Source organism: Streptomyces sp. NPDC092370 (assembly GCF_044755265.1).
Classification (GTDB): domain Bacteria; phylum Actinomycetota; class Actinomycetes; order Streptomycetales; family Streptomycetaceae; genus Streptomyces.
Genome location: NZ_JBIVQO010000001.1, coordinates 1,357,319 through 1,383,528 on the forward strand (window position 1 = coordinate 1,357,319; position 26,210 = coordinate 1,383,528).

General features: G+C 72.4%; 25 protein-coding genes. 8 read left to right on the forward strand and 17 right to left on the reverse strand.

From position 1 onward, the window contains the following. Nucleotides 1–69 precede the first annotated feature (69 nt). Nucleotides 70–1,527 carry an NCS2 family permease gene (locus ACIQHQ_RS06115; protein WP_402610504.1) on the forward strand — a complete coding sequence of 486 codons (1,458 nt, stop codon included), beginning with the start codon at nucleotides 70–72 and terminating at the stop codon, nucleotides 1,525–1,527. Between the two features lie 74 nt (nucleotides 1,528–1,601). Here ACIQHQ_RS06115 and ACIQHQ_RS06120 read toward each other — a convergent pair whose 3' ends face one another. The 6 genes from ACIQHQ_RS06120 to ACIQHQ_RS06145 form a co-directional block, all read right to left on the reverse strand. Next, nucleotides 1,602–3,056, reverse strand: a complete 1,455-nt coding sequence (locus ACIQHQ_RS06120; RefSeq protein WP_402610632.1) for a peptidoglycan D,D-transpeptidase FtsI family protein — start codon at nucleotides 3,054–3,056, stop codon at nucleotides 1,602–1,604. A gap of 96 nt (nucleotides 3,057–3,152) precedes the next feature. Next, nucleotides 3,153–3,815: a response regulator gene (locus ACIQHQ_RS06125; RefSeq protein WP_402610505.1), complete on the reverse strand. Its 663-nt coding sequence runs from the start codon at nucleotides 3,813–3,815 to the stop codon at nucleotides 3,153–3,155. Next, nucleotides 3,812–5,065: a sensor histidine kinase gene (locus ACIQHQ_RS06130; RefSeq protein WP_402610507.1), complete on the reverse strand. Its 1,254-nt coding sequence runs from the start codon at nucleotides 5,063–5,065 to the stop codon at nucleotides 3,812–3,814. The genes ACIQHQ_RS06125 and ACIQHQ_RS06130 overlap by 4 nt, the downstream gene beginning before the upstream one ends. Next, nucleotides 5,062–6,069, reverse strand: a complete 1,008-nt coding sequence (locus ACIQHQ_RS06135; protein WP_402610508.1) for a hypothetical protein — start codon at nucleotides 6,067–6,069, stop codon at nucleotides 5,062–5,064. Before ACIQHQ_RS06135 ends, ACIQHQ_RS06130 begins: the two co-directional genes overlap by 4 nt. Before the next feature lie 88 nt (nucleotides 6,070–6,157). After that, nucleotides 6,158–6,631 carry a GNAT family N-acetyltransferase gene (locus tag ACIQHQ_RS06140; RefSeq protein WP_402610509.1) on the reverse strand — a complete coding sequence of 158 codons (474 nt, stop codon included), beginning with the start codon at nucleotides 6,629–6,631 and terminating at the stop codon, nucleotides 6,158–6,160. A 3-nt stretch (nucleotides 6,632–6,634) separates the two neighbouring features. Continuing rightward, a complete protein-coding gene (locus ACIQHQ_RS06145; protein WP_031109054.1) occupies nucleotides 6,635–7,408 on the reverse strand; it encodes an IclR family transcriptional regulator in 774 nt (257 codons plus the stop codon). 132 nt (nucleotides 7,409–7,540) lie between these two features. On the opposite strand from ACIQHQ_RS06145, the gene ACIQHQ_RS06150 reads away from it, so the two are divergent. From ACIQHQ_RS06150 to ACIQHQ_RS06170, 5 genes are all read left to right on the forward strand, one after another. After that, nucleotides 7,541–9,070 carry an aldehyde dehydrogenase (NADP(+)) gene (locus ACIQHQ_RS06150; RefSeq protein WP_402610510.1) on the forward strand — a complete coding sequence of 510 codons (1,530 nt, stop codon included), beginning with the start codon at nucleotides 7,541–7,543 and terminating at the stop codon, nucleotides 9,068–9,070. A gap of 123 nt (nucleotides 9,071–9,193) precedes the next feature. Next, nucleotides 9,194–9,802 (forward strand): DUF1349 domain-containing protein, encoded by a 609-nt coding sequence (locus ACIQHQ_RS06155; protein ID WP_402610511.1) that lies wholly within the window; start codon nucleotides 9,194–9,196, stop codon nucleotides 9,800–9,802. Nucleotides 9,803–9,848: 46 nt separating this feature from the next. Further along, a complete protein-coding gene (locus ACIQHQ_RS06160; protein WP_402610512.1) occupies nucleotides 9,849–10,343 on the forward strand; it encodes a GNAT family N-acetyltransferase in 495 nt (164 codons plus the stop codon). Nucleotides 10,344–10,416: 73 nt separating this feature from the next. Next, complete coding sequence (locus ACIQHQ_RS06165; RefSeq protein ID WP_402610513.1) at nucleotides 10,417–11,139, forward strand: DsbA family oxidoreductase; 723 nt, start codon at nucleotides 10,417–10,419, stop codon at nucleotides 11,137–11,139. Nucleotides 11,140–11,235: 96 nt separating this feature from the next. Next, the gene (locus ACIQHQ_RS06170) at nucleotides 11,236–12,288 is read left to right on the forward strand and encodes an aminotransferase class V-fold PLP-dependent enzyme (RefSeq protein ID WP_402610514.1); all 1,053 of its coding nucleotides are present in this window, start codon (nucleotides 11,236–11,238) and stop codon (nucleotides 12,286–12,288) included. A 165-nt stretch (nucleotides 12,289–12,453) separates the two neighbouring features. Here ACIQHQ_RS06170 and thpD read toward each other — a convergent pair whose 3' ends face one another. The 5 genes from thpD to ACIQHQ_RS06195 all read right to left on the reverse strand — a co-directional run bounded on the left by thpD (nucleotide 12,454) and on the right by ACIQHQ_RS06195 (nucleotide 17,419). Further along, on the reverse strand, nucleotides 12,454–13,353 hold the full coding sequence (thpD, locus tag ACIQHQ_RS06175) for an ectoine hydroxylase (RefSeq protein WP_402610633.1): 900 nt from the start codon (nucleotides 13,351–13,353) through the stop codon (nucleotides 12,454–12,456). 16 nt (nucleotides 13,354–13,369) lie between these two features. Continuing rightward, nucleotides 13,370–13,768 (reverse strand): ectoine synthase, encoded by a 399-nt coding sequence (locus ACIQHQ_RS06180; RefSeq protein WP_402610515.1) that lies wholly within the window; start codon nucleotides 13,766–13,768, stop codon nucleotides 13,370–13,372. Between the two features lie 44 nt (nucleotides 13,769–13,812). Further along, the gene (gene ectB / locus ACIQHQ_RS06185) at nucleotides 13,813–15,084 is read right to left on the reverse strand and encodes a diaminobutyrate--2-oxoglutarate transaminase (RefSeq protein ID WP_402610516.1); all 1,272 of its coding nucleotides are present in this window, start codon (nucleotides 15,082–15,084) and stop codon (nucleotides 13,813–13,815) included. A 58-nt stretch (nucleotides 15,085–15,142) separates the two neighbouring features. Continuing rightward, nucleotides 15,143–15,649 (reverse strand): diaminobutyrate acetyltransferase, encoded by a 507-nt coding sequence (gene ectA, locus ACIQHQ_RS06190; RefSeq protein WP_402610517.1) that lies wholly within the window; start codon nucleotides 15,647–15,649, stop codon nucleotides 15,143–15,145. Between the two features lie 669 nt (nucleotides 15,650–16,318). Further along, nucleotides 16,319–17,419, reverse strand: coding sequence for a pyridoxal-phosphate-dependent aminotransferase family protein (locus ACIQHQ_RS06195; RefSeq protein ID WP_402610518.1), 1,101 nt, complete (start codon nucleotides 17,417–17,419; stop codon nucleotides 16,319–16,321). Between the two features lie 133 nt (nucleotides 17,420–17,552). On the opposite strand from ACIQHQ_RS06195, the gene ACIQHQ_RS06200 reads away from it, so the two are divergent. Both ACIQHQ_RS06200 and ACIQHQ_RS06205 read left to right on the forward strand, forming a co-directional pair. Continuing rightward, the gene (locus ACIQHQ_RS06200) at nucleotides 17,553–18,641 is read left to right on the forward strand and encodes an amidohydrolase family protein (RefSeq protein ID WP_402610519.1); all 1,089 of its coding nucleotides are present in this window, start codon (nucleotides 17,553–17,555) and stop codon (nucleotides 18,639–18,641) included. A gap of 161 nt (nucleotides 18,642–18,802) precedes the next feature. Next, on the forward strand, nucleotides 18,803–19,786 hold the full coding sequence (locus tag ACIQHQ_RS06205; RefSeq protein ID WP_402610520.1) for an SCO1860 family LAETG-anchored protein: 984 nt from the start codon (nucleotides 18,803–18,805) through the stop codon (nucleotides 19,784–19,786). Between the two features lie 90 nt (nucleotides 19,787–19,876). On the opposite strand, the gene cobC is transcribed toward ACIQHQ_RS06205, so the two are convergent. Genes cobC through cobM form a run of 6 tightly spaced genes read right to left on the reverse strand, consistent with a single transcriptional unit; the run spans nucleotide 19,877 to nucleotide 26,176 of the window. Next, nucleotides 19,877–20,932: an Rv2231c family pyridoxal phosphate-dependent protein CobC gene (gene cobC / locus ACIQHQ_RS06210; RefSeq protein ID WP_402610521.1), complete on the reverse strand. Its 1,056-nt coding sequence runs from the start codon at nucleotides 20,930–20,932 to the stop codon at nucleotides 19,877–19,879. Beyond that, the gene (locus tag ACIQHQ_RS06215; protein WP_402610522.1) at nucleotides 20,922–21,854 is read right to left on the reverse strand and encodes a sirohydrochlorin chelatase; all 933 of its coding nucleotides are present in this window, start codon (nucleotides 21,852–21,854) and stop codon (nucleotides 20,922–20,924) included. Before ACIQHQ_RS06215 ends, cobC begins: the two co-directional genes overlap by 11 nt. Next, entirely contained in the window at nucleotides 21,851–22,438 is a 588-nt protein-coding gene (locus ACIQHQ_RS06220; RefSeq protein WP_402610523.1) for a precorrin-8X methylmutase, read from the reverse strand. The genes ACIQHQ_RS06215 and ACIQHQ_RS06220 overlap by 4 nt, the downstream gene beginning before the upstream one ends. Continuing rightward, complete coding sequence (gene cobJ / locus ACIQHQ_RS06225) at nucleotides 22,435–24,126, reverse strand: precorrin-3B C(17)-methyltransferase (protein WP_402610524.1); 1,692 nt, start codon at nucleotides 24,124–24,126, stop codon at nucleotides 22,435–22,437. Before cobJ ends, ACIQHQ_RS06220 begins: the two co-directional genes overlap by 4 nt. Next, the gene (gene cbiE / locus ACIQHQ_RS06230; RefSeq protein ID WP_402610525.1) at nucleotides 24,123–25,361 is read right to left on the reverse strand and encodes a precorrin-6y C5,15-methyltransferase (decarboxylating) subunit CbiE; all 1,239 of its coding nucleotides are present in this window, start codon (nucleotides 25,359–25,361) and stop codon (nucleotides 24,123–24,125) included. The genes cobJ and cbiE overlap by 4 nt, the downstream gene beginning before the upstream one ends. Beyond that, nucleotides 25,358–26,176, reverse strand: a complete 819-nt coding sequence (gene cobM, locus ACIQHQ_RS06235; protein ID WP_402610526.1) for a precorrin-4 C(11)-methyltransferase — start codon at nucleotides 26,174–26,176, stop codon at nucleotides 25,358–25,360. The genes cbiE and cobM overlap by 4 nt, the downstream gene beginning before the upstream one ends. Between the last annotated feature and the right edge of the window lie 34 nt (nucleotides 26,177–26,210).

Below are 26,210 nucleotides of genomic sequence, written 5' to 3' on the forward strand. Positions count from 1 at the left end.
GGGTTCAAGGCGGGCACAATCCGGCCAGCATCCGCACACCGATCACCCAGGCACCGAGGAGCACGCGTCATGTCCGAACCGCAGCAGGTCACCGACCGGCCACCCACCGAGGACCCCCGGGCGAACAGCGTCGACCGGTTCTTCCGGATCTCCGAGCGAGGTTCCACCTTCGGCCGGGAGGTCCGCGGCGGCTTCGCCACCTTCTTCACGATGGCCTACATCCTTGTCCTGAATCCCATCATCCTGGGCAGCGCGAAGGACAAGTTCGGGCACCAGCTGGACGCCGTCCAACTCACCACCGCCACCGCCCTGGTCGCCGCGGTCATGACGATCATCATGGGCGTGGGCGGGAACCTGCCCCTGGCGCTCGCCGCCGGACTCGGCCTGAACGCCGTGGTCGCCTTCCAGATCGCCCCGCTGATGAGCTGGGACGACGCCATGGGCCTGATCGTCCTCGAAGGCCTGCTGATCTGCGTGCTGGTGGTCACCGGTCTGCGCGAGGCCGTCATGCACGCGATACCCCAGCCGCTCAAGCAGGCGATCAGCGTCGGCATCGGCCTGTTCATCGCCTTCATCGGCTTCGTCGACGCCGGTTTCGTCAGCCGCATCCCGGATGCCGCGAACACCACCGTGCCCGTCCAGCTGGGCGGCACCGGCACCCTCGCCGGCTGGCCGATGCTCGTCTTCTGCCTCGGCGTGCTGCTGACGATCGGACTGCTGGCCCGCAAGGTCAAGGGCGCCATCCTGATCAGCATCGTCACCATGACCGCGCTGGCGATCCTGGTCGACTCGCTGGCCGACATCAAGTCCTGGGGCCTGACCACACCCTCCTGGCCGGACCGGCTCGTCGACGCCCCCGACTTCGGGCTCATCGGCGACTTCGACCTGTTCGGCGCCTTCAGCGCTCCCGGCGTCGGTGTCGTCACCGTCGTCCTGCTGATCTTCACCCTGATCCTGTCCGACTTCTTCGACACCATGGGCACGGTCGTCGGCATCAGCGCCGAGGCCGGCCTGCTCGACGAGGACGGCAAGGTCCCGAACCTGGGCCGGGTGCTGCTCATCGACGGAGCCGCCGCGGTCGCGGGCGGTGCGGCCTCCGCCTCCTCGGCGACCTCCTACATCGAGTCCGCTGCCGGTGTCGGCGAGGGCTCGCGCACCGGCTTCTCCAACCTCGTCACCGGTGGCCTGTTCGGTCTCGCGCTGTTCCTGACCCCGCTGCTCACCATCGTCCCGCTCCAGGCGGCCGCACCGGCCCTGGTCGCCGTCGGCTTCCTGATGATGACTCAGGTCAAGCACATCGACTGGGACCGCTACGACATCGCCATCCCCGCGTTCCTCACCATCGCGGTGATGCCGTTCACCTACTCCATCACCAACGGCATCGGGGCCGGTTTCCTCGCCTACGTCGTCATCACGACCGTGCTCGGCAGGGCGAAGGAGGTCCACTGGCTGCTGTGGGGGACCTCGGCGCTGTTCCTCGTGTACTTCGCGATCGACCCGATCGAGCAGCTCCTCGGCGCGAAGTGACGATGACGGGCCGCCCCCGGGGGGAGGGGGGCGGCCCGTCTCGTCTCTACAGACGGATTGTCGGCGGCTGAGGTTCAGTCCTTGAGCGCCGCTTGCATCATCGCCTTGGCGACCGGCGCCGCGAGGCCGTTGCCGCTGACCTCCGAGCGGGCGGCGTCCGACTGCTCGACGACCACCGCCACGGCGACCTCCTTGCCCGACGAGTCGGACGTGCCGAACGAGGTGAACCAGGCGTACGGCACCTGGCTGTTGTTCTCGCCGTGCTGGGCCGTACCCGTCTTGCCGCCCACGGTCGCGCCCGGCACCCGGGCGTTCGTGCCCGTGCCCTTGTTCACGACCGTCTCCATCGCCGATTGCAGCTGCTCGGCGGTCGAGGAGCTGACGATCTCCTTCGAGCCCGCGTCGTCGTAGTCCTCCAGCACGTCACCGCCGCTGTTGGTGATCTGCGCAACCATGTGCGGCGAGACCAGCTTGCCGCCGTTGGCTATGGCCGCTGACACCATGGCCATCTGCAACGGGGTGGCGGTGACGTCGAACTGGCCGATGCCCGTCAGGGCCGTCTGCGACGGGTCCATGCCCGACGGGTACACGCTGGTGTAGGCCCGGACCGGCACGTCCAGCTTGTCGTCGTCGAAGCCGAACCGGTCGGCCATCGCCTTCACCTTGTCCTGGCCCAGCTTCACGGCCATCTTCGCGAAGACGTTGTTGCACGAGTACTCCAGCGCCGTGCGGATCGTGGCGTTCGTGCAGGGCGCGTTCGGGTTCTCGTTCGACAACTCCCGGCTGGTGCCCGGCAGCGTGTACGGGTCGGGGCTGTCCGTCCGCTCGTCCACCGACGAGTACAGCCCGTCCTCCAGCGCGGCCGCCGCCACGACCAGCTTGAACGTCGAGCCGGGCGGCAGCGGTTGCCGCAGCGCGCGGTTGACCAGCGGCTTCTCCGGGTCCGAGGTGAGCTTCTGCCAGGCCGACCCCGCCGTGTCGGCGTCGGTCAGCGAGGAGGGGTCGTACGACGGCGTCGACACGACCGCGAGGATCTTCCCGGTCTTCGGGTCGATGGCGACGGCACCGCCCTTCTTGTCGCCGAGCGCCTCGTAGGCCGCCTTCTGCACGTCCGGGTCGATGGTCGTGACCACGTTGCCCGGCTCGGCCCGCTGGTCGGTGAGCGTGTCCATCACGGACCTCAGTCGGCTGTCCGTGCCGTTGAGCAGATCGGTGTAGATGCCCTCCAACTGGGTCGGGGCGTACGCCTGCGACGCGTATCCCGTGACCGCCGCGTACAGCGGGCCGTTCGTGTAGGTCCGCTTGTACTTCAGGTCGCCCGTCTTCGTCGGCGCCGAGCCGGTGACCGACCGGCCGCCCACGATGATGTTCCCGAGCGGCGCCGAGTACGTCTCGATCGCGTTCCGCCGGTTGTCCTTGTCGTCTGCCAGCGCCCGGCCCTCGTAGAACTGCACCCAGGTCGCCCTGACCAGCAGAGCCAACACCAGGAGCAGTGCGAAGACCGAAGCGCGCCTGATCGTCTTGTTCATTCCGAACAGGAGGACGAGCCACACCGGGCGGATCGTTCCCGTCCGTCCTGTTTCTCACCCAACGCGCCGGGTTTCTCACCCGACGCGCCGGTTTTCTCATCCGCCGTTCAGAAAACCCGCCTCGTACGCCGCGATCACCGCCTGTGTGCGGTCCCGGGTGCCGGTCTTGGCCAGCACCGCCGCGACGTGCGACTTCACGGTGGCCGGGCCGACCTCCATCCGGCGCGCGATCTCCGCGTTGGTGAGCCCCTCCGCCAGGTGCCGCAACACCTCCCGTTCGCGTCCGGTGAGTTTCGCCACCCACGCGGGCGGTGCCGGGTGCGCGCGGGCGTGCTCGGTCGCGAGGGTGCGGACGGCCGCCGGGAACAGCAGGCTGTCACTGCGTGCGACGAGCCGGACCGCCTGCACGAGCGCGTCGGCGTCCGCCCGCTTCAGCAGGAACCCGGCGGCTCCGGCGCGCAGCGCGTCGTACACGTAGGAGTCGTTCTCGAAAGTCGTCACGACGACGATCCGGGGCGGCTCGTCCAGGGTGGCGAGGATCTGCTCGGTGGCGCGGATCCCGTCGACCTGCGGCATCCGGACGTCCATGAGGACGACGTCCGGCCGCAGCTCCCGGACGACCGACACCGCCTCCGCGCCGGTGGCCGCCTCGCCCACCACCTCCAGGTCCGGCTCAGCGGAGAGGATGGCGCGCAGCGCGGTGCGCACCATGCGCTCGTCGTCGGCGAGGACGACACGGACGGTGGCCGGGCGGGTCACAGGGGCCCCTTCATCGGCAGGCGGGCGTGCAGCCGCCAGGTCTGCGCCGGGGTCGGTCCGGCCGTCGTGGTACCGCCCAGCAGCCTGGCCCGGTCGGCGATCCCGCGCAGCCCGTGGCCGCCGCCGGTGCGCGAGGGCGCCGGGCCGGCCACGGGATTCTCCACGGTGATCTCCAGGTCCCCGTCCGCCACCGCGATCCACACCTCGACGGCGGCCCGCTCACCGGCGTGCCTGAGGGCGTTGCTCAGTCCCTCCTGCACGATGCGGTAGGCCTCGCGGGACAGCAGCGGGGGCAGCGCCTCCAGATCGGCGCCCACGGTGGCCCTCACGCGCCGTCCGCCCGCCCGGGTGTGTCGCAGCAGCCCGTCGAGGTCGGCGGCGAGGGTGGGGGCCGGGGCCGTGCCGGGGGCGTCGCCGTCACGCAACACGCCCAGGACGGCGTCGAGTTCACCGACCGTGCGCCGGGTGGTGTCCTCGATCGCGGCGAGGGCCTCGCGCACGAAGGCAGGATCGGAGTCGAGGACCCGGCGGGCCGCGCTCGCCTGGAGGGTGACCGCGCTCAGGGCGTGGCCGACGGAGTCGTGCAGCTCCCGCGCCAGCCGGTTGCGCACCGCGAGGTCGGCGGCGCGGGCCTCGGCGGCGGCGAGCCGCTCCCTCGGCGTGGGGCCGAGCAGCGGGGGCGCCCAGCGGGCCAGCAGTGCGCCGCAGCCTGCCGCGCAGCCGGCGAGGACGATCAGCGACGCCACGCCGGCGACCGGGGCCAGCGCCAGCACCCAGGTGTGGTCGAAGGCCTCGGGCAGCCCGAGCCGGCTGTCGCGCACTCCCGCGAGGACCGGCAGCACGATCAGCGCGGCGGCGAACGGCGGAAGCGCCAGCGACATCCCCGCGATGATGCCGCCGAACCCGAGATGCAGCGTGAACCAGGCCGCGGTCCGGCCCTTCTCGCCCCGCGTCCCGGCCGGCCCGAACGCGAGCCGGTCCTCGTCCACGCCGCACAGCCAGCGCACGGCGGCGGACTCCAGCGGCCGGGTCAGCGGGAACAACGAGGTGACGGCCGCGAGCGGCAGGCCCACACCGAACGAGGCGAGCTGGAGGGGGAAGGAGCCGAAGACGTCCGTGGCGCCGGCGACCGGGCCGATGATCACCGAGCCGACGAGGACGTACGGCATGGCCAGCGCACCGCCGAGGATCAGGTGGATCCAGCGCAGGCGCGCCCGCCGGCCGAACAGCAACCCGGCGACCGCGCTCACGCCGCCCGCCGCGCCGCTTCGGCCGAGCGCTCCGTGAGGTGGTAGGCGCCGATGGCGGCGACGAGGAGGCCCACGAGCATCTGGCCAGCGTAGGCGAGGTTCATCGGCGGAGTGGGGCGGTCGGCGAGGTCCGCCACGCCCCCCACGGAGGCCAGCGACAGCCATCCGCCCCAGCAGGCCACGGCACTCGACCCCACCCAGGCGAGACCGAGCGGCACCGGCACCGGCAACGCCCGGCCGCGCCGGAAGGCCAGCAGCACGACGCCGGTGACCGCCGCGAGGAGGAAGACCACGTACAGCGTCTCCAGGACGTAGAAGTCACCGCCCCGCTCCGCGGCCCGGCCCTCGCCGAGCCCGGAGGAGACACCGCAGGCCCAGAGGACGTGGAGCGTGAGCGGCGGCAGGGCGAGCACGGCGGCGGCCACGGCGAGGGCCCGGTGGGCCGGACCGAGGGCACTGACGGGCAGGTCCCACACCCGCCCGCGCCACAGATGCCCCCAGCGGTCCCGCGCGTAGAGCACGAACAGACCGCCCAGCGCGAGCCCTTGCGCGATGAACCCCGTGTACACGACGGCGAACACCCACTCGTCGAGGAAGGCCTCACGGCCCGCCGACGAGCCGCCGCCCCCGCCGAACACCCTCGCCACCAGCTGCGCCGGGAACCCGGCCATGATCGGTGCGAGCAACCCGGTGGCGACCCACACGGGGAACGCGAGCAGCCACGCGGGCACCCGCATCCCCCAGGGCCGGGTCAGCACCAGCGCGAGCACGATCACCGCGCTGTCCAGCAGCATCGACAGCCCGTTGACGACGGCCATGGTCAGGCGGTCGTCCAGCAGCGGGCTCCCCTCGGGAATCCCGAGGCTACTCCCGGCGATCCAGGCGGCCTTGAGGGCGAGGTAGGGCCCGCAGGAGACGACGGCCACGGCACGGAGGACTCGCCGGGGGCGGTCGGCACGGACGGCGGGGCCGGGAGCGGCAGGGGGAGCGATCGACTGCGTCATGCGATCAGGCTCCCGCGGGGAAGGCTCCCTGCACCTCCTGCCCGGCGACGATCCGCCTCCGCCGGACGGGGGAGAACCCCGGGGCCGCTCAGCCCTCCAGGATCAGCACCGTCTCGTCGATCTCGGCACCCCGGGCCGTGGCGTACCCCCGGGCCGCCGCCACCACCCGGAAGCCGCACTTCTCCAGCACGCGCAGCGACCCCGCGTTGTCCGACGCCGCCCGTGCGTACAGCGGGCGCTCGGGCACCTCGGCGAGCAGCGCCAGCAGAGCCTGGGTGGCGATGCCCTTGCCCCAGTACGCGCGGTCGATCCAGTACGTCACCTCGCGCTCGCCCGGCACCCCGTACACCGCCGCGCTGCCGACCACGTCACCGTCGGCCAGGACGGTGCGGGCGACGACATCGGGCGAGGAGCGCTGCCGGGACCAGCGGGTGTCGAAGGCGGCCCGGTCGGCCGGATCCTCGGGGGTGAAGGCCGCCATGCTCAGGGACTCGGGGTCGTTCATCTGCCGGAAGAAGACCGGCAGATCGCTGTCGTGGACCTGGCGCAGCTCGACATTCATGCCTCAGAGCCTACGGGTGGCCAGTGTCAGCCGGTCCCGCGCGTCGAAGAGCGCGTCCTTCACCAGCTGTTCGTGCGCCGGGGTCAGCCGCGCCACCGGCACCGAGCAGCTGATCGCGTCGCGCGCCGGTGTGCGGTAGGGGATGGCCACGCCGAAGCAGCGCAGCCCCAGGGTGTTCTCCTCGCGGTCCACGGCGAAGCCCTGCTCCCGCACCTGGCGCAGCTCCTCGATGAGCTTCTCCCGGTCGGTGATCGTGTGCTCGGTCAGCGCGGGCAGCGTCTCCGGGAGCATCTTGCGGACCTGCTCGTCCGAGTAGGTGCTCAGCAGCGCCTTGCCGAGGGACGTGGAGTGCGCGGGCAGCCGGCGCCCGACCCGGGTGAAGGGGCGCAGATAGTGCTGGGACTGGCGGGTGGCCAGGTAGACGACGTTGGTGCCGTCGAGGCGGGCGAGGTGGATCGTCTCGGTCGTGTCGTCCGAGAGCCGGTCCAGCGTCGGGCGGGCCGCCGCGACGACCTCGTCGCCGTCGATGTACGACGTGCCCACCAGCAGGGCCCGCACCCCGATTCCGTACCGTGTGCCGGTCGCGTCCGTCTCCACCCAGCCCAGCTCGACCAGGGTGCGCAGCAGCATGTAGAGGCTGGACTTGGGATACCCGACGGCCTCCTGGACCGCCGCGAGGGAGTGCATGCCGGGGCGCCCGGCGAAGTATTCGAGCAGTTCAACCGTTCGTACCGCGGACTTGACCTGCGCTCCGCCGCCCGTCTCGCCAGCCGACATCGCCCTTGACCCCTTCGTTGGACGGGAAATAGTCTCCACAGCATATTCATCACCAGAGACAGCGTTCAGTATATCGAACGTCCCTGGTGGATGACCCAGTACTGCGGCATTACATGTGTGGAGGGACCCGCGGTGGCAGCAGCACCAGTCTGGAGTGTCGACCCCCGAACCGGGAAGCAGCGTGAACAGGTTGCGGTGGAGGCCACAGCCCAGGAGGTGGACGCCGCCGTCCGCGCCGCGCACGAGGCCCGCGGCGCCCTGGCCGACCGCACGGTCCGCGCGGCCTTCCTGCGCACCGCCGCCGAGGAGCTCCAGGCGGCCAAGGACGGTCTCGTCGAGACCGCCGACGCCGAGACCGCGCTCGGCCCGGTCCGGCTGACCGGCGAGCTCGCCCGCACCTGCTACCAGCTGCGGGCCTTCGCGGACATCGTCGACGAGGGCGCCTTCCTCGACGTCGTCATCAACCACCCCGACGACACCGCGACCCCGCCCATCCCGGACCTGCGCCGCTACAAGGTGGCGCTGGGCGTCGTCGCCGTCTACTCGGCGTCGAACTTCCCCTTCGCCTTCTCGGTCGCGGGCGGTGACACCGCGAGTGCCCTCGCGGCCGGCTGCCCGGTCGTCGTCAAGTCCCACCCGGACCACCCGGCCCTGTCCGAGTACGTCGCCAAGGTGCTGCGCCGCGCCGCCGCCCGGCACGACATCCCCGAGGGTGTCGTGGGCCTGGTCCACGGCTTCGAGGCGGGCGTCGAGCTGATCAAGCACCCGCTGGTCGCGGCGGCCGGCTTCACCGGTTCCGTACGCGGCGGCCGGGCGCTCTTCGACGCCGCCGCGGCCCGCCCGGTCCCGATCCCCTTCCACGGCGAGCTGGGCTCCCTGAACCCGGTCGTCGTCACGGAGGCCGCGGCCGCCGAGCGGGCCGAGGCGATCGGCGCGGGCCTCGCCGGTTCGATGACGCTGGGCGTCGGCCAGTTCTGCGTGAAGCCGGGCCTCGTCCTCGCGCCGGCCGGTGCCGCCGGGGACGCCCTGCTGAAGTCCCTGACCGACGCCGTCAGCGACACCGACGCCGGGGTCCTGCTCGACCACCGGATGCGCGACAACTTCGTCGCGGGCGTCGCCGAGCGGGCCGCACTGCCCGACGTCGAGTCCCCCGTCACCCCGGGCGCGGGCGGCGAGCACACCGTCAGCGCGGGCTTCCTCACGGTGCCGGCGAGCAAGCTGGCGGCCGAGGGCGAGCACGACCTGCTCCTGGAGGAGTGCTTCGGGCCGGTCACCGTGGTGGCCCGCTACGAGGACGAGACCGAGGTGAAGGCGGTGCTGTCGCGGCTGCCGGGCAACCTCACGGCGACGGTGCAGCTGTCCGAGGAGGAGGCGGCGGGGCAGGGCCGCGGAGCCGAGATCCTCGCGGAGCTGACGCCGCTGGCGGGGCGCGTGCTGGTGAACGGCTGGCCGACGGGTGTCGCCGTCGCGCCGGCCCAGCACCACGGTGGTCCGTACCCGGCCACCACGTCCACGTCCACGTCGGTCGGCGGGACGGCGATCGAGCGGTGGATGCGGCCCGTCGCCTATCAGAACGCCCCCGAGGCGTTGCTGCCGGCGGAGTTGCGGGACGACAACCCGCTGGGGCTGCCTCGGCGGTTCAACGGGCGCCTGGAGCGTTAGCGCCGAGGGGGTGCGGTGATCGGTCGGCCTGTGGTCCGTTGTGGCTGGTCGCGCCCACGCGGCGGAGCCGCAAATTGACACAGTCCCGCGCCCCTGAGGGGTGGACCTGGAAGACTGAGTCGAATGGATCTCGAACTTCCCGAACTGCCGTTCCCCTTGCGTACGTACGGGCCCGACGGTCACTGGTCCTACGAGGACGGCGTGCTCACCGGGTGGGCCGGGTCGCGGCAGGACCGGTTCGTTCCGCCCACCGATGAGCAGCTGGACCCCGCCTCCGACGCGCCCCGGCTGCTCGGTGCGCCCGAAGGCGACTTCCAGCTGATCGCCAAGGTCACCGTCGGGTTCGGCGCGGCCTTCGATGCCGGTGTGCTCTACGTGCACGTCGGGGAGCGGGCCTGGGCCAAGCTCTGCCTGGAGTACTCCCCGGACGTCCCCACCGTCTGCACGGTGGTGACCCGGGGGCACTCCGACGACGCCAACTCCTTCGCCGTGGAAGGCAGTTCCGTCTGGCTCCGGGTGAGCCGCACCGGCCGCGCCTTCGCCTTCCACGCCTCCCGCGACGGTGAACGCTGGGTCTTCGTCCGTCTTTTCACCCTCGCCGGCGAGAAGGAGACGGAGGCGGCCCTGGTCGGCTTCATGACCCAGTCCCCGATGGGCGAGGGCTGCGTGGTGACGTACGACCACATCGAGTTCAGGCCGTCCTGGCCGAAGGATCTGCGCGACGGCAGCTGAGGCCGGGCCGGGAACCGCTGCCCCGCGCGATCACGTCATCGGTTCCATGATCAGGGACCGAGTGACCCCAGGCCGAGTGATCCGTACCGTCCTGCCCGCCGAGGTGGCGGACGTCGTCGCGCTGCACGCGCGGGCCCGGGCGACGTACTACCCCGGCGGGCCGCCGCAGGACGGCACCGACTGGTCCGCCTCCTGGCGCGGCGCCCTCACCCGGCCGGACGGGCGGGTGCTGTGCGTCGTGGAGGCGGGCCGCATCATCGGCCTGGCCTCCTTCTGCGTCCCCGAGGGCGCACCGGTGGACAGGGTGAAGCTGTTCCAGTTCCACGTCGACCCCGGCCACTGGCGTCGCGGCGTCGGCGCCGCGCTGCACGCGGCGTGCGTCGAGGAGTGGCGGGCCGACGGCCGTCGGGAGGCCGTTCTGGACGTGCACGTGGACAACCTGCGGGCCCAGGCGTTCTACCGGCGGATGGGATGGGCCCCGGAGCCGGCCGGGGAGGGGGACCACCATCTGCGGATGCGGTTCGCCCTGTGCGGGGAATGAACCCCGCTGCTTGAACGTTCATGCACCTGGCGGAGGGAGTCTCCGTACCGTACGACCTGGAGAGAGCCGAGACATGCGCGTCGAGATCTGGAGCGACATCGCCTGCCCCTGGTGCTACGTGGGCAAGGCCCGCTTCGAGAAGGCGCTGCGGGACTTCCCGTACCGCGACGAGGTCGAGGTGGTGCACCGCTCCTTCGAGCTCGATCCGGGCCGCGCCAAGGACGACATCCAGCCCGTGATCACGATGCTCACCAAGAAGTACGGGATGAGCGCCGCGCAGGCGGAAGCCGGGGAGGACAACCTCGGGGCCCAGGCCGCCGCCGAGGGGCTCGACTACCGCACCCGGGGCCGCGACCACGGCAGCACCTTCGACATGCACCGCCTGCTGCACTTCGCGAAGGAGCAGGGCCGCCAGGAACAGCTCCTCGACCTGCTCTACCGGGCCAACTTCGCCGAGGAGCGCTCCGTCTTCAACGACGACGAGCGGCTGGTGGAGCTCGCCTCGGCCGCCGGGCTGGACGCCGAGGCCGTGCGCGCGGTGCTCGCCGACCCGGCCGCGTACGCCGACGAGGTGCGTGCCGACGAGCGCGAGGCCGCGCAGCTCGGCGCGAACGGCGTACCGTTCTTCGTCCTCGACCGGAAGTACGGCGTCTCCGGTGCCCAGCCCGCCGAGGTGTTCGCCCGGGCCCTCACCCAGGCGTACGGCGAGCGCTCGCCCCTGAAGATCGTCGAGAGCGGCGACGCCGACGGCGCGGGCGCCTGCGGGCCGGACGGCTGCGCCGTACCCCAGCACTGAAAAGCCCAGCTCGGAGCGCATCCATAAGCGTTCCTTGGCCGCATCACGCAGAAATCGGCAATGGACGGGGAGATCCCGGGGACGCAGAGTGGTCCCATGGAGACCTTCGAGAACCTCGTCCGTGCCGAGTTCACCCCGAAGCACACCTACCTCAACACCGCGAGCAACGGGCTCCTGCCCGCCCGCACCGTCGGCGCCGTGCAGCAGGCCGTGCGGATGCGCGCCGAGGGCACGCCCCTGGGTCCCCTGTACGAGGACGTGGAGGCCGCCCGCGCGTCCTTCGCCCGGCTGGCCGGCGTGCCCGCCGAGCGGGTCGCGACCGGGGCCTCGGTCGCCGAGTACGGCGGGCTGATCGCCGCGTCCCTGCCCGCCGGTGCCGAAGTCCTCACGGCGGAGGGCGACTTCTCCTCGCTGGTGAACCCGTTCCACGCGCGTGGCGACCTCAAGGTGCGGGCCGTGCCGCTGGAACGGGTCGCCGAGTCCGTCCGCCCCGGCACCGCGCTCGTCGCGGTCAGCTCCGCCCAGTCCGCCGACGGCCGCCTCGCCGACCTGCCGGCCGTGCGCGAGGCCGCCCGGGCGCACGGCGCCCGCACCTACGTCGACGCCTCCCAGTCGGCCGGCTGGCTGCCGATGGAGGCCGACGCCGACGACTTCCTCGCCGCCGTCGGCTTCAAGTGGCTGCTGGGCCCGCACGGCGCCTCGTTCTTCGTCGCCCCGCAGGACTTCGGCGGGCTCACGCCGCTGCTCGCCGGCTGGGTCGCCGGGGAACGCCCATGGGACAGCTGCTACGGCCCGGTCGAGGAACTCGCCCACTCCGCGCGGCGGTTCGACGTCAGCCCCGCCCTGTTCACCTACGCCGGGCTGAGGGCTTCACTGGAACTGCTCGAAGAGATCGGCATCGACGCCGTGCACGCACACGACGTCGGCCTCGCGGACCGCTTCCGCGCCGGACTCGCCGGGCTGGGACACGAGCCGGTGCCCGCGCCGGGCTCTGCGATCGTGTCGGTGCCGGGGCTCGGCCACCGGCAGGGCGAACTGAGCCGGGCGGGCATCGAGGTCTCCGACCGGGCCGGGAACCTGCGGGCCGCGTTCCACCTCTACAACGCCCCCGCGGACGTGGACCGGCTTCTGGAGATCCTCGCGGCATGACACAACCGGGCGGGGCCTCCCGTCCCACACGAGGAGGTCCCACCCGGCAGTTCTGTCACACGGTCACTTCACCGCTGACCGGCCTTCACCGCACCGGCGTGAAGTCCCGCGCCCCGATGCTGTGTCTTGCGGGGGCGACCCCCGGGCCCCCGGCCGGAGGGGCGGTCACCGCACCGGCGTGAAGTCCCGCGCCCCGATGAACTCCGGTCGCCGCACCGGTGCCGCGAAGGGTTCCACCGCCGTGTTCTCCACGCTGTTGAACACGATGAACACGTTGCTGCGCGGGAACGGCGTGATGTTGTCGCCGGATCCGTGCATGCAGTTGCAGTCGAACCAGGTCGCCGAACCAGCCTTGCCCGTGAACAACTTGATGCCGTGCTGCGAGGCCAGCTGGGTCAGCGCCTCGTCCGAGGGTGTGCCCGCGTCCTGCATCTGCAGCGACTTCTTGTAGTTGTCCTTCGGCGTGGCCCCCGCGCACCCGAGGAACGTCTTGTGCGACCCCGGCATGATCATGAGCCCGCCGTTGGTGTCGTAGTTCTCGGTCAGCGCGATCGAGACCGACACCGTGCGCATCCGCGGCAGACCGTCCTCCGCGTGCCACGTCTCGAAGTCCGAGTGCCAGTAGAAGCCACTGGCACCGAACCCCGGCTTGACGTTGATCCGCGACTGGTGGACGTACACGTCCGAGCCGAGGATCTGCCGCGCCCGTCCGACGACCCGCTCGTCGCGGACCAGCCGGGCGAACACCTCGCTGATCTTGTGCACCTCGAAGACCGAGCGGATCTCCTTGGACTGCGGCTCGACGATCGACCGCTCGTCAGCACGGATGTCGGGGTCGGTGACCAGCCGGTTCAGCTCGTCCCGGTACACGGCGACCTCGTCCGGGCCGATGAGCTCGTCGATGGCCAGGAAGCCGTCGCGCTCGAAAGCCAGCAGATCGGCCGGCGCGACCGGGCCCGGGGCGTCGGGGGCGCCCCAGACGACCGGGTCCTGACGCGGCGTGAGCACCTCGGTGGCGCCGCGAGTGGGATACAGGTCGGTGATACCGGTGGTGGTCTCGGTGATGGCGGTCATGGAAACGTCACACCTCCTCGGTGAGCAGCGGGTAGACGCCGTTCTCGTCGTGGTCCTCCCGTCCGGTCACGGGCGGGTTGAACACGCAGAGGCAGCGGAAGTCCTGCTTGACACGCAGCGTGTGCCTCTCGTGCCCGTCCAGGAGGTACATGGTGCCGGGCGTGATGCTGTGCGTCTGCCCGGTCTCGTGGTCGGTCAGATCGGCCTCGCCCTCCACGCACACGACGGCCTCGATGTGGTTCGCGTACCACATCGACGTCTCCGTACCCGCGTACAGAATCGTCTCGTGCAGGGAGAAGCCGACCTTCTCCTTGGCGAGGACGATGCGTTTGCTCTCCCACGTGCCGGACGCCGCCTTCACGTGCCGGTCGGTACCTTCGATCTCCTTGAACGAACGGACAATCACGGTGCTGCGATGCCTCCTAGATGGGTGGTGCTCTCGGTTCGGTGTCAGGCGGTCTCTCGGACGGCGCGGGCCAGCGTGCTCAGGCCCTCGTCCAGTTCCTCCGGCGTGATGGTGAGGGCCGGGAGCAGCTTCACGACCTCACTCTCCGGGCCGGACGTCTCGATGAGCAGTCCGAGCTCGAAGGCACGCTTGGCGACCTTGCCGGCGCGTGCCTTGTCGTGGAACTCCAGGCCCCACACCAGGCCGCGGCCCCGGTACTCCTTCACGTCGGCCAGGTTCTCCTCGGTGATGGAGATCAGCGCCTGCTCGACCTGTTCGCCGCGCTTGCGGGTCTGCTTCTCCATCGCGGAACCGTCGACCCAGTACGTCTCCAGGGCCGCGGTGGCCGTGACGAACGCGGGGTTGTTGCCGCGGAAGGTGCCGTTGTGCTCGCCGGGCTCCCAGACGTCGAGCTCGGGCTTGAACAGGCACAGCGACATGGGCAGTCCGTAGCCGCTGATCGACTTGGAGACGGTGACGATGTCCGGCGTGATGCCCGCCTCCTCGAAGGAGAAGAACGCGCCGGTACGGCCGCAGCCCATCTGGATGTCGTCGACGATCAGGAGCATGTCCTGCCGCTCGCACAGCTCGGACAGGGCGCGCAGCCACTCGGGCCGGGCCACGTTGATGCCGCCCTCGCCCTGCACGGTCTCGACGATCACGGCGGCGGGCTTGTTGAGACCCGAGCCCTGGTCCTCCAGGAGCCGCTCGAACCACAGGAAGTCCGGAACCTGGCCGTCGAAGTAGTTGTCGAACGGCATCGGGGTGCCGTGCACCAGCGGGATGCCGGCGCCGGCCCGCTTGAACGCGTTGCCGGTCACGGCCAGCGAGCCCAGCGACATGCCGTGGAAGGCGTTGGTGAACGACACGATCGACTCGCGCCCCTTCACCTTCCGCGCCAACTTCAGCGCGGCCTCCACGGCGTTGGTGCCGGTCGGGCCGGGGAACATGACCTTGTACGGCAGGTCACGCGGGCGCAGCAGCAGGTTCTGGAAGGCCTCCAGGAACGTGCGCTTGGCGGTGGTCGACATGTCGAGCCCGTGCGTGACGCCGTCCCGCTCCAGGTAGTCGATCAGTGCGCGTTTCAGGACCGGGTTGTTGTGCCCGTAGTTCAGTGACCCGGCTCCTGCGAAGAAGTCGAGGTACTCATGACCGTCCTCGTCGTACATGCGGCTGCCCACCGCACGGTCGAAGACGGTGGGCCAGCCGCGGCAGTAGCTGCGCACCTCGGACTCGACGGTCTCGAAGACGCTCAGGTCGGGCTGGGTGATGGTCACGACGAATCGCTCCTCGGTACGTGGGGGAAGTCTGCGGGAGTGGGTGGGGCGGGAAGTCTCAGTGGGGCAGGGGGCCGATGCGGTACAGCACCTCCGCGTCGTGCGGCCCGTCGGGGAACAGGCCCGTGCCGAACAGCACCTCGCGCTCCAGCCGCGCGCCGTGACGCTCGGCGAACGAGGTGAACAGGCGCTCCGAGGCGGTGTTGCCCGGAGTGATGGTGGTCTCCAGCGTCGTCACCTCTCGCTCGGTCACGGTCCGCGCGACCAGACCGTCGAGCAGCGCGGCGGCCAGTCCGCGCCCGCGATGGGCCTCGTCCACCGCCACCTGCCAGATCAGCAGGGCGCGCGGGTTGTCCGGCCGCACGTACCCGGTGATGAAACCCATCGGCTCGCCGTGCTCGTCACGGGCCACAGCCGATGTGGCGGCGAAGTCGCGGCACCACAGCAGATAGCTGTAGGACGAGTTCACGTCGAGAACCTTCGAGTCCTTCGCCATCCGCCAGAGTGCGGCTCCGTCAGCCACCGTGGGGCGGTCGATTTGCGGATCTGCTTGTACGGCAGTCATGCGAAATGAACTTACCCAGCGAAATTCAAAATTGCATCGCCGGTCAGGGTTACATACGGGGGTTCGTCTGTGTTATCACGCGAGCGCGAAGGATCCCTTGATGAGGAGGTGGAATGCCCGGTCTTGTCCGGTAATTACCGGCCAAAGCGGTCACGGTGTGTAACGCGTCACAGCCATGTAACCCCCACGAGACCTGCCAGAATTTCCCCGCCGAGTATCCTCAAAATCTGCGCGTTTAGGATCGGGGAAAGCGGGCAGAAGAATACGGGAAGCTATTCTTGAGACAATTCTTAATTGTGTGCCAGCTTACATGTGGGATGTATCGGAAAGCACGTGGAATTCAGGCTCCGGTCACTCCGTGGATACGTTCCCGCAGGAGATCGGCGAGGTGCTGCACCAGTCCGAGCGGCGTCGCGACCACGGCTCGGCCGCCACGACCCGCACCTGAGCGTCGTCCGGCCCGGCACACTTCAGCGCCGGCGTGGTCCGGTGGAAGGCCGGCCAACTCTCGAGCATGGCCCGCTCGTCACCGGTGAGGTGGGGGACGGAGCGGCCGTCGGGAAGGGCCGGGTCACCAGCGGGTGTGCCGACGGTCATAGGGGGAGCACGACACGGGGCACCGGCAACGGCGCCCCGGTACGCGGATGTCCGGTGCCTTTCGGCAGCGGACTACCGCCACGCCTCCTCGGCGGCCCGAAGCGCCCCCTCCATGTCGACCGGCAGTCCCTGCTCGCAGAGCGCCACCCCCAAGGCCACCAGACTCGCGCGCACGGCCCCGGGCGTCGCATCCGCGCCGTAGTGGTTGACCCGGATCATCTCCTTGGCCAGCGCGCCTCCGCCCGCGGCCAGCGGCACCGCCGGATCCGCGGCCAGCGCCCGCCGGACCAGCTCCGACGCCACCAGCTCCGACGGCGCCCGCAGCGTCGTGGCGACGGGCGCCGCGTCCCGGGCCTCGTACACGTACGGCTCCAGTCCGCCACCGAGCGCGACCGCCCCGGCCCGCGTCGCCGCCGCGGCGGAGGCGTGCCGGGCCATCACGGCCTCCAGCCCCGCCGTCTCGATCCGCTCCACACACGCCTCCAGCGCCAGCATCTCCAGCTGCGCGGGCGCGTGGAGCAGCGCCGCGCGGCCGCCGTCGATCCACCGCTCCTTCCAGTCGAGCAGCGACAGGTACGACCGGCGGGGCGCCTTCGGGTTCGCCGCCATGCGGGCCCAGGCCCGCTCGCTGACCGACACCGCCGACACCCCGGCCGGGCCGCCCATCGCCTTCTGCGCGCCGATCACGCACAAGTCCACGCCCCAGGCGTCCGGCAGTACCGGTTCGGCCCCGATCGACGCCACGGCGTCCAGGTAGAACAGCGCCCCGTGCGCCCGCACGACCTCGCCGACCTCCGCGACCGGGTTGGTGTTGCCGGTCGCCGCCTCCGCGTGCACCAGGGACACGAAGTCGATGGCCGGGTGCTCGGCGAAGGCCTGCCGGATCTCCTCGGCCGTCACGGCCGTGTGGAAGGGCACCGCCAGGTCGATCACCGTGGCGCCGCAGTCCCGCAGCCAGTCGCCGAAGGTCTGCCCGTACGGTCCCGTGATGACGTTGAGCGCCGTCGTGCCCGGACCGGCCGCGGCACGGATCGCACCCTCCAGCGGCAGCAGCGCCTCGCCCTGCATGATCACGACGTCCTGCCCGGTGTTCAGCAGCCGCGCCACACGGTCCTCGATCGCGGCGAAGCGGTCCGCGCCGAGCGGGGTCAGGTCCAGAAACGGATGCGTCACGGCAATGCTCTCTTCACTCACAGCAGTTCGATCGCATCGAGGGTAACCGGCGGCCCTCACCTCCTCACGCGGCGAGTCCCGCGGACACCGGCCCCCTTCGAGGTCCGTCGGCCGCCTCACTAAGGTGCGGTGCATGAGCGACACGGTGCTGCACGTGAAGGGACGGGTGCTCGTCGGGCCCGAGGACGTCCGGGACGAACTGTGGGTGGTCGACGGCCGCGTCTCCTACGACCGCCCCGCCGGCGCCCGCGACGTCCGCACCGTCGTCGGCTGGGCCCTGCCCGGCCTCGTCGACGCGCACTGCCACGTGGGACTCGACCGGCACGGCCCCGTCCCCGCGGACGTCGCCGAGAAGCAGGCCCTGACCGACCGGGACGCGGGCACGCTGCTCATCCGCGACGCCGGCTCGCCCTCCGACACCCGCTGGATCGACGACCGCGAGGACCTGCCGAAGATCATCCGTGCCGGGCGGCACATCGCCCGGACCCGCCGTTACATCCGCAACTACGCCTGGGAGATCGAGCCGGAGGACCTGGTCGCCTACGTCGCCCAGGAGGCCCGGCGCGGCGACGGCTGGGTCAAGCTGGTCGGTGACTGGATCGACCGCGACCTCGGCGACCTGTCGGCGTGCTGGCCCCGCGACGCCGTCGAGGCGGCGATCTCCGAGGCCCACCGCCTGGGAGCCCGCGTGACCGCGCACTGCTTCGCGGAGGACTCCCTGAGGGACCTCGTCGAGGCGGGCATCGACTGCATCGAACACGCGACGGGCCTGACCGAGGACCTCATCCCGCTGTTCGCCGAGCGGGGCGTGGCCATCGTGCCGACCCTGGTCAACATCGCCACCTTCCCGCAGCTCGCCGAAGGCGGCGAAGCCCGCTTCCCGCGCTGGTCGGCCCATATGCGCCGACTCCACGAACGCCGCTACGACACCGTCCGGGGCGCCTACGACGCGGGGATCCCGGTCTTCGTCGGCACCGACGCCGGCGGCAGTCTCGCCCACGGCCTGGCCGCCGCCGAGGTCGCCGAACTGGTCACCGCCGGCATCCCGCCCGTCGAGGCCCTCGCGGCGGGCACCTGGACGGCCCGCACCTGGCTCGGCCGCCCCGGCCTGGACGAGGGCGCCCCCGCCGACCTCGTCGTCTACGACGAGGACCCGCGCGCGGACGTACGGGTGCTGGCGTCGCCGCGCCGGGTGGTGCTGAACGGGCGCGTGGTCGGGTAGCCGCGAGGGCGACGGCGGGGAACGCCTGTGCCGTGCCGGACGGTCAAGGTCTCCTACGATCCAGCCACGTTGGAGTGAAGTGGCGTCAGATCACTCAGGGTGTACGCGCCGCGAGACGAATGTTTCAGGGACCCGAGCCTGTCTCTCCTGGAGCCTCCACCGTGAACAGCACTTTCTTCCGTCTGCCCGTACGCCGTCTGGCGACCGTCGCGACGGTCATGGCCCTGGCCGCCGGGCCCGTGACACTGACCGGCGCGGGCCCGGCGTACGCCGCCGACGACCACGGCCGCGCGAGCGCGGTCACCCTGCGCACCGGCCTGGACGTCTCCCTGCTGAACAAGTCGGTGAACGTCCCGCTCGCCGTCTCCCTCAACGAGGTCCAGGCTCCCCAGAGCGCCGAGGAGACCACACTGACGGCCCGTCTGGACGCGGTGAACGGCGGCCGGCCCTTCAGCGTGCTGCGCGCCGAGGTGGCTCACGCGAAAGCCACGACCAGTGCCACGAAGGCCGAGGCGGCCTCCACCCTGGTCCATGCCCGCCTGCACGTCCCCGGCCTGCCGCTGCTGGCGGTGATCGAGGTCGAGCAGATCACGTCGAAGGCCACCTGTGAGGTCGGGGAGAAGCCGGTCGCCACGGCCGCCATTCCCGGCTCGGTGACCGTGCTCGGCGAGCGCGTGAACCTCACCGCCGAGGGCTCGGCGGACGTCAAGGTGCCCGGCGTCGGCGAGGTGCGTCTGGATCTGTCGAGCACCCGGACGACGGCCCGTTCGGCCGCCGCCACCGCCCTCGAACTGAAGGTGTCGGTCAACCCGTCGAAGCTGAACGTCGCCGAGGTCGACGGCACGCTCACCCTGGCAGAGGCCGCCTGCAAGACGCCCGCACCCGCGTCCGCGCCTGCGTCCGAGCCGGCACCCGCGTCCGAGCCCGCACCCGCCTCCGAGCCTGCGTCCGAGCCCGCGGCCGGCGCACAGCCCCCGGCCGATGCGTCCGCCCCGCGGGCCGACGCCAAGCCGCAGGGAGCAGTCACCGAGGAGAGGCTGGCCGAGACCGGCGGTGACTCGACGACGCCGTACCTCGTGGGCGGCGGGATCGCCCTGCTCGTGGCAGGTGGGGGAGCGGTGGTGCTGGCCCGCCGCCGCGGCTGATCCCGTAGCCGGGGGTGGCGGCGAGAGCTTTGAGGAGTCGGTGCCTCACGGGCTCCAAGGCCTGCTCCAGTGCCCACGGAAGCCCGGGCCTCAGTGCCGCAACGCCCGCTCGAGCGCCCGCAGGAACCCGTCGCTCGTGGCGCGGTCCCGCACCGCCAGCCGCAGCCACTCCTCGTCCAGGCCGGGGAACGTGTCCCCGCGGCGCACGGCGTAACCGAGGTCGCGCAGGCGGCGGCGTACCTCGGACGCCCGCTCCAGGCGGATCAGGACGAACGGGCCCTGCGCGGGCCCGGCGACGCGCAACCCGGCCGGGGCGAAGCGGGCGAGACCGGCCAGCAGATGCGCGCGGTCCGCGGCGATGCGATGGGCCGCGTGGGCCGCCTCCGCCACCGCCTGCGGCCCCACGCACGCCTCGGCCGCGGCCAGCGCCGGGGTCGACACCGGCCACAGCGGCTGCGCGCGTTCCAGGTCCTCGACGGTCTCCGCCGCCGCCAGGACGTACCCGATCCGCAGCCCGGCCAGCCCCCACGTCTTGGTCAGACTGCGCAGCACCACGAGGCCGGGCACATCGGTACGGCCGGCCAGGGCCTCGTGTTCGCCCGGCACCGCGTCCATGAACGCCTCGTCGACCACCAGCACCCGCCCGGGCCGGGCGAGTGCGGTGATCGTGTCCGCCGGGTGCAGCACCGACGTCGGGTTGGTCGGGTTGCCGATCACCACCAGGTCCGCGTCCTCGGGGACGGCCGCCGGGTCCAGCCGGAAGCCGTCCTCCTCCCGCAGCAGCACCCGGCCGACCGTGTGCCCCGCGTCCCGCAGCGCCGCCTCGGGCTCCGTGAACTGGGGGTGGACGACGACCGGCCGGCGCACCTTCAGCGCCCGCGCCAGCAGCACGAACGCCTCCGCCGCTCCCGCCGTCAGCAGCACCCGCTCCACCGGCAGCCCGTGCCGGGACGCCACCGCCGCCCGCGCGGCACGCCCGTCCGGGTAGGCGGCCAGGCCGCCGAGCGACGCGGCGATGTGCTCCCTCAGCCACTCCGGCGGCGTGTGCGCGCGGACGTTCACGGCGAGGTCGACGAGCGAGCCGCCGTCGTCCCGGACCTCCGCGTCGCCGTGGTGGCGCAGATCGTGCCCGCTCTCAGTGCGCATGCGAGTGAGCGCCGTGGTGGTGGTGCCCGTGACCGTGTCCGTGGTGGTGGTCGTCGTCGTCCGGGTGGAAGTGCGGCTGCTGCGGCATGCCCACCTTGTCCTCGAAACCGGGCAGCGCGATGCGGTACACGCACGAGTCGCAGTTCATCCGCAGATCGCCCTTGACGGCCTCCTCGTACCGCTCCCACACCAGGTCCAGCAGCTCCGGCTCCGGCCCGATGACGTCGGCGGAGACCACCTCGACCTCCGGGTGCGCGGCCGCCCAGCCCTCCGTCTGGTGCCGCACCCGGTCCGGCAGGATGCCCGTGAACAGGAAGTAGGGCAGGACCACGATCCGGCGGGCACCCAGCCGCACGCAGCGGTCGAGCCCGCTGGGCACGTCCGGTGCCGCCAGCGACACGAACGCCGTCTCGACACCGGCGTACCCGCGCCCCTCCCACAGCAGCCGGGCCGCCTTGTGCACCTCGGCGTTGGCGTCCGGGTCCGTGGAGCCGCGCCCGACCAGCAGCACCGTCACGTCGGCCCGGTCCCCGGGCGTGCGGCCCGCCGACCCCAGGGCCTCGTCCAGCCGCCGCTCCAGCACGTTCAGCAGCGCCGGATGCGGGCCGAGCGGACGCCCGTAGGTGTAGGAGATGCCGGGGTGCCGCTCCTTCTCGCGGGCCAGGGCCGCCGGGATGTCGCCCTTGGCGTGCCCGGCGGAAACCAGCATCAGCGGGACGGCGGCGAAGCGCCGCACGCCCTGTTCCACCAGCTCGGTGACGGCCTCGCCCAGCGGCGGCGGGGACAGTTCGATGAAGCCGCCCGCGACGGGCAGTTCGGGGTGTCTGGCCCCCAGCCGCCGTACGAAGTCGCGGAACGCCTCCGCTCCGGCGTCGTCGCGGGTGCCGTGGCCGGCGATGAGCAGGGCGGGCGGGGTGGTCACAGTTTCTCCTCGGAGGAAGTGGGGTGGTACAGCAGGGCGTTGAGCGCGGCGGCGGCGACCGCCGACCCGCCCTTCTCGGACACGTTGCTCACGGCGGGCAGTCCGCTCTCGCGCAGCGCGGCCTTCGATTCGACGGCTCCGACGAAACCGACGGGCAGGCCGATGACGAGCGCGGGGTCGGCGTCGAGCGTCAGCAGTTCCTCCAGCGCGGTCGGCGCGTTGCCGATCACCCAGAGGGCACCGGGGCCGACCTGCTCGTGAGCGAGCCGGATCGCGTGCGCGGAACGGGTCAGCCCCGGACCGGACTCGGCGTCCTTCAGACGGCAGACGGTCTCCCGCCGGGTGATCCCGGCACCGACCATCTCCACGTCCACGACCACGGGCGCCCCGGCGTGCAGCGCCGCGTGCGCCTTCTCCAGGGCTGCCTCGTCCATGACGAGGTCGGTGGCGTAGTCGAGGTCGGCGGCGGAGTGGATGACCCGCTCCACGACCGCCCGGGTCAGGGGCGGGAAGTGCGAGGTGTCCAGCCGGGCGCGCAGACGCCGGTAGGACTCCACCTCGATCGGATGAACGACGCGGTTCACTCGGAGCCCTCCTGTGCCGACTGCCAGCGGTAGCCGCGCGGGGTCACCATGCGCCCCGCGATGTCCCTGGTCGCGGTGTTGCCCACGGTCACGACCGTCATCATGTCGACCGTCGCCGGGTCGAGAGCCCCCAGCGTCGTGAGCCGGCTGGACTCGTCCGGCCGCGAGGCGTTGCGTACGACACCGACCGGTGTGGCCGGTGCCCGGTGCTCGGCGAGGATGCCCAGTGCCTTGGGGAGCTGCCAGTCGCGGCCGCGCGAACGCGGGTTGTAGAAGGTGACCACGAGGTCGGCCTCGGCCGCCGCGCGCACCCGCCGCTCGATGACCTCCCACGGTGTGTGCAGGTCGGACAGGCTGATCGACACGTGGTCGTGACCCAGCGGGGCGCCCAGGATCGCGCCGGCCGCGAGCGCCGCGGTCACGCCGGGAACTCCGACCACGTCGATGTCGTCGGAGGCCTCGGCCAGCGCGGGGGAGGCCATGGCGTAGACGCCGGCGTCCCCGCTGCCGATCAGCGCGACGGCCTGCCCCTTGCGGGCCTCCTCGACCGCCGTGCGCGCCCGCTCCTCCTCGGCCCCGAGTCCCGACTCCAGGATCAGGGTGCCGGGCCGCAGCAGGTCACGGATCTGGTCGACGTACTGGTCGAGCCCCACGAGCACACGGGCGCGCCGGAGTTCGGCCTTCGCACGCGGTGTCAGCAGGTCCCGGGCGCCCGGCCCGAGCCCGACCACCGCGAGCCGCCCGCGCCCCGGCCTCCGTACGACGGCACAGGTCGCCATCGCCGGGCGCGCGGCCGACTTCCGCTTGGGGACGAGGAGTTCGCCCCCGCCGACGAGCGCGGCGGCCTCGGCCACGGACGGGGTGCCGACGGCCGCGAGCGGTGCGTCGGACGGGTTGGGCACGTCGACCCCGGCCAGCTCCTCGGCGGAGTACGTCACCAGGGGCACCGCGAGCCGCCGCGCCGCCTCGACGATGCCGGGCTCCGCGGCCTTGGCGTCGACGGTGGCCAGCTCGGCGACGGACGCCGGGGACAGCCCGGCCTCCCGCAGGGTGTCCTCGACCAGCCCGAGGACCTCCTCGACGGGGGCGCCCTTGGACGCCCCGACCCCGACGACCAGCGTCGGCGGCCGCAGCACCGCCTCGCGCCCGGCCGCCTCCACGAGCCGGTCGGTGAGCCGGATCGTGTACGGGCCCTCGTCGGTCACCGGCAGCGGCGGCAGCGGCCAGGCCACCTCGGCCCGCAGTGCCACCGCCTCGCCGTCCAGCAGCGCCCGCGACACCGCGGCGACATCGCCCTCGACCGGCAGGCCGAGGGTGTCCAGGCCCGGCAGGTCCACGGCGTCCGTGGCCGTCGTCACGACCGGCTCGGCGCCCAGCACCTCGCCCACCTCGCGGGCCAGTTCATTGGCCCCGCCCGCGTGCCCGCCCAGCAGGGACACGGCGAACCGCCCGCCTTCGTCGACGCACACCACACCCGGGTCCTCGGTCTTGCCGGACAGCAGCGGTGCCACCAGCCGCACCACCGCCCCCGTCGCCAGGAAGCACACGAGCTGCTCGCACTGCGCGAACGCCGTCCGTACGGCGTCCCCGACGGGACCCTCGTACACACGCGTGCGGTCCGGCCACGCCGCGGCCAGCCGGTCCCGCGCAGCCGCTCCCGCCGCGGTGGCGGAAATGAGGCCGATCACTGAGCGACTCCTTCTTCTACAGCTGCCGGAGGCCGGACGCCCCACAGCAGGAAAACGGGGTTGGTCGCCGCGAGCCGGGTCACGTCCCCGGGCAGCGGCGCGAGCCGCGACGACTGCAACAGCACGCCGTCGCAGGTGAGACCGGCGCCCGTCAGGGCCTCGCGCGCGGCCGGTACCCGGTCGAGCGCCGCCATGGCGACGACCACCGTGCGCCGGGCACGCCGCGCACACGCGGCGACGACGGCGGGCAGTTCGCGCCCGCCACCCCCCACGAACACGGCGTCCGGGGCCTCGGCGAGATCCGCCAGCACCTCCGGTGCCCTGCCCTGCACCACGCGCACGTCCACGCCGTGCGCGGCGGCGTTGGCACGGACCCGCTCCACCCCGTCGGCGGCCTTCTCCACGGCGGTGACGGCCGCACCCAGCCGCGCGCACTCCACGGCCACGGACCCCGAGCCCGCGCCCACGTCCCACACCAGGTCACCCGGACGCGGCCCCAGCCGGGCCAGGGCCAGCGCCCGCACCTCGAACTTGGTGATCATCGAGTCCCGGTGGGTGAACTCCGCCTCCTCCAAGGCCCAGCCGGCGGGCCGTTCGCCGGGCCCCGCGACGGTCCGCACGGCCCCGAGGGCGCGCGTCCGGTCCAGGCACAGCACCACGTTCACCGCCGTGCCCCAGTCCCGGGCGGCGGCCTCGGCGGGCGTCACCCGCTCCACGCGCTCGGCCGGCGAGCCGAGCCCGGAGGCGACGACCAGCACCCGCGGCGCGTCCAGCAACGCCGCACCCAGCTCCGCGGGACCCGCTCCCGGCCCGGTCAGCACAGCCGTCTTCGCCTGCGCCCGGCACACGTTGACGGCCGTGCGCAGCTCCCGCCCGTGGGCGCTCACCACCACGGCGTCGTCCCAGGGCAGCCCGATCCGCGCGAACGCGGCGGCCACGGACGACACCCCGGGCCGCACCTCCAGCCGCTCAGGCCCGAACCGCTCGGCCAGCACCCGCACGATCCCGAAGAAGCCCGGATCCCCGGACGCCAGCACGACGACCCGCCCGCCCTCGCCGACCTGCCGCTCGACCGCGTCGAGGGCGGGGGCCAGGGGCCCGAGCACGATCCGCTCGGCCGACTCCGGCAGCCGTACGGCGTCCAGGTGCCGCTGCCCGCCGACGACCAGCCGGGCCCCGGCCAGGACGTCCTCGCCCACCGGTGCCCCGGTGCCGGTCCCGACCACGGTGATCATGTACTGGCACCCCGTTCACGCAGAGCCCTGCGGGCCTCGGGGTCGGCCTTGCGGTAGCCGTGGAAGTGCCCCGGGTGGTACAGGTGCGAGCGCGTGCCGTGCGCGTCGAGCGCCGGGCCGACCAGGAACAGGGTGTGCTTCCAGAGCTTGTGCTCCTTGACCGTCTCCTCCAGCGTGCCGATCGTGCACTTCACGATCAGCTCCTCGGGCCAGGTCGCCTGGTACGCCACCACGACCGGGGTCGTCGTCGGGTAGCCGCCCTCCAGCAGCTCCCGCACGAGCTGCCCGCTGCGGGCGGCGGAGAGGAACACCGCCATGGTGGTGCCGTGCTTGGCGAACTCACGGACCTCCTCCCCGGGCGGCATCGGCGTCTTGCCACCACCGAGCCGGGTCAGCACGACCGACTGCGCGACCTCGGGGATGGTCAGCTCGCGCCGGGCGAGCGCCGCGACGGCCGAGAAGGAGGACACCCCGGGCACGATCTCGGTCGCGATGCCGATCTCGGCACACCGGTCGACCTGCTCCTGCGTGCCGCCCCACAGGGCCGGGTCACCGGAGTGGATGCGGGCGACCTTGAGGCCCTCGGCGCGGGCCCGCTCGTACACGGCGACTACGTCCTCCAGGGACATGGTCGCCGAGTCCAGGACCTCCGCGTCCTCACGGGCGTGCTCCAGGACCTCCTCCTGGACCAGGCTGGCCGCCCAGATCACCACGTCGGCCTCGGCGATGGCGCGCGCGGCGCGGAACGTCAGCAGGTCGGCGGCGCCGGGACCGGCGCCGACGAAGGTCACTTTGCCGGCGGGGGCGTCGGCCATGGGATGGGTCCTCTCGTACAGGGGGGTGAGCGGG

What these genes read in the sequence shown, in the direction of transcription:
- ACIQHQ_RS06115 (WP_402610504.1), top strand. Translation starts at nt 70, where the DNA reads ATGTCCGAACCGCAGCAGGTCACCGACCGGCCACCCACCGAGGACCCC.
- ACIQHQ_RS06120 (WP_402610632.1), bottom strand. Translation starts at nt 3,056, where the DNA reads ATGAACAAGACGATCAGGCGCGCTTCGGTCTTCGCACTGCTCCTGGTG.
- ACIQHQ_RS06135 (WP_402610508.1), bottom strand. Translation starts at nt 6,069, where the DNA reads ATGACGCAGTCGATCGCTCCCCCTGCCGCTCCCGGCCCCGCCGTCCGT.
- ACIQHQ_RS06140 (WP_402610509.1), bottom strand. Translation starts at nt 6,631, where the DNA reads ATGAATGTCGAGCTGCGCCAGGTCCACGACAGCGATCTGCCGGTCTTC.
- ACIQHQ_RS06145 (WP_031109054.1), bottom strand. Translation starts at nt 7,408, where the DNA reads ATGTCGGCTGGCGAGACGGGCGGCGGAGCGCAGGTCAAGTCCGCGGTA.
- ACIQHQ_RS06155 (WP_402610511.1), top strand. Translation starts at nt 9,194, where the DNA reads ATGGATCTCGAACTTCCCGAACTGCCGTTCCCCTTGCGTACGTACGGG.
- ACIQHQ_RS06160 (WP_402610512.1), top strand. Translation starts at nt 9,849, where the DNA reads ATGATCAGGGACCGAGTGACCCCAGGCCGAGTGATCCGTACCGTCCTG.
- ACIQHQ_RS06165 (WP_402610513.1), top strand. Translation starts at nt 10,417, where the DNA reads ATGCGCGTCGAGATCTGGAGCGACATCGCCTGCCCCTGGTGCTACGTG.
- ACIQHQ_RS06170 (WP_402610514.1), top strand. Translation starts at nt 11,236, where the DNA reads ATGGAGACCTTCGAGAACCTCGTCCGTGCCGAGTTCACCCCGAAGCAC.
- ectA (WP_402610517.1), bottom strand. Translation starts at nt 15,649, where the DNA reads ATGACTGCCGTACAAGCAGATCCGCAAATCGACCGCCCCACGGTGGCT.
- ACIQHQ_RS06200 (WP_402610519.1), top strand. Translation starts at nt 17,553, where the DNA reads ATGAGCGACACGGTGCTGCACGTGAAGGGACGGGTGCTCGTCGGGCCC.
- cobC (WP_402610521.1), bottom strand. Translation starts at nt 20,932, where the DNA reads ATGCGCACTGAGAGCGGGCACGATCTGCGCCACCACGGCGACGCGGAG.
- cbiE (WP_402610525.1), bottom strand. Translation starts at nt 25,361, where the DNA reads ATGATCACCGTGGTCGGGACCGGCACCGGGGCACCGGTGGGCGAGGAC.
- cobM (WP_402610526.1), bottom strand. Translation starts at nt 26,176, where the DNA reads ATGGCCGACGCCCCCGCCGGCAAAGTGACCTTCGTCGGCGCCGGTCCC.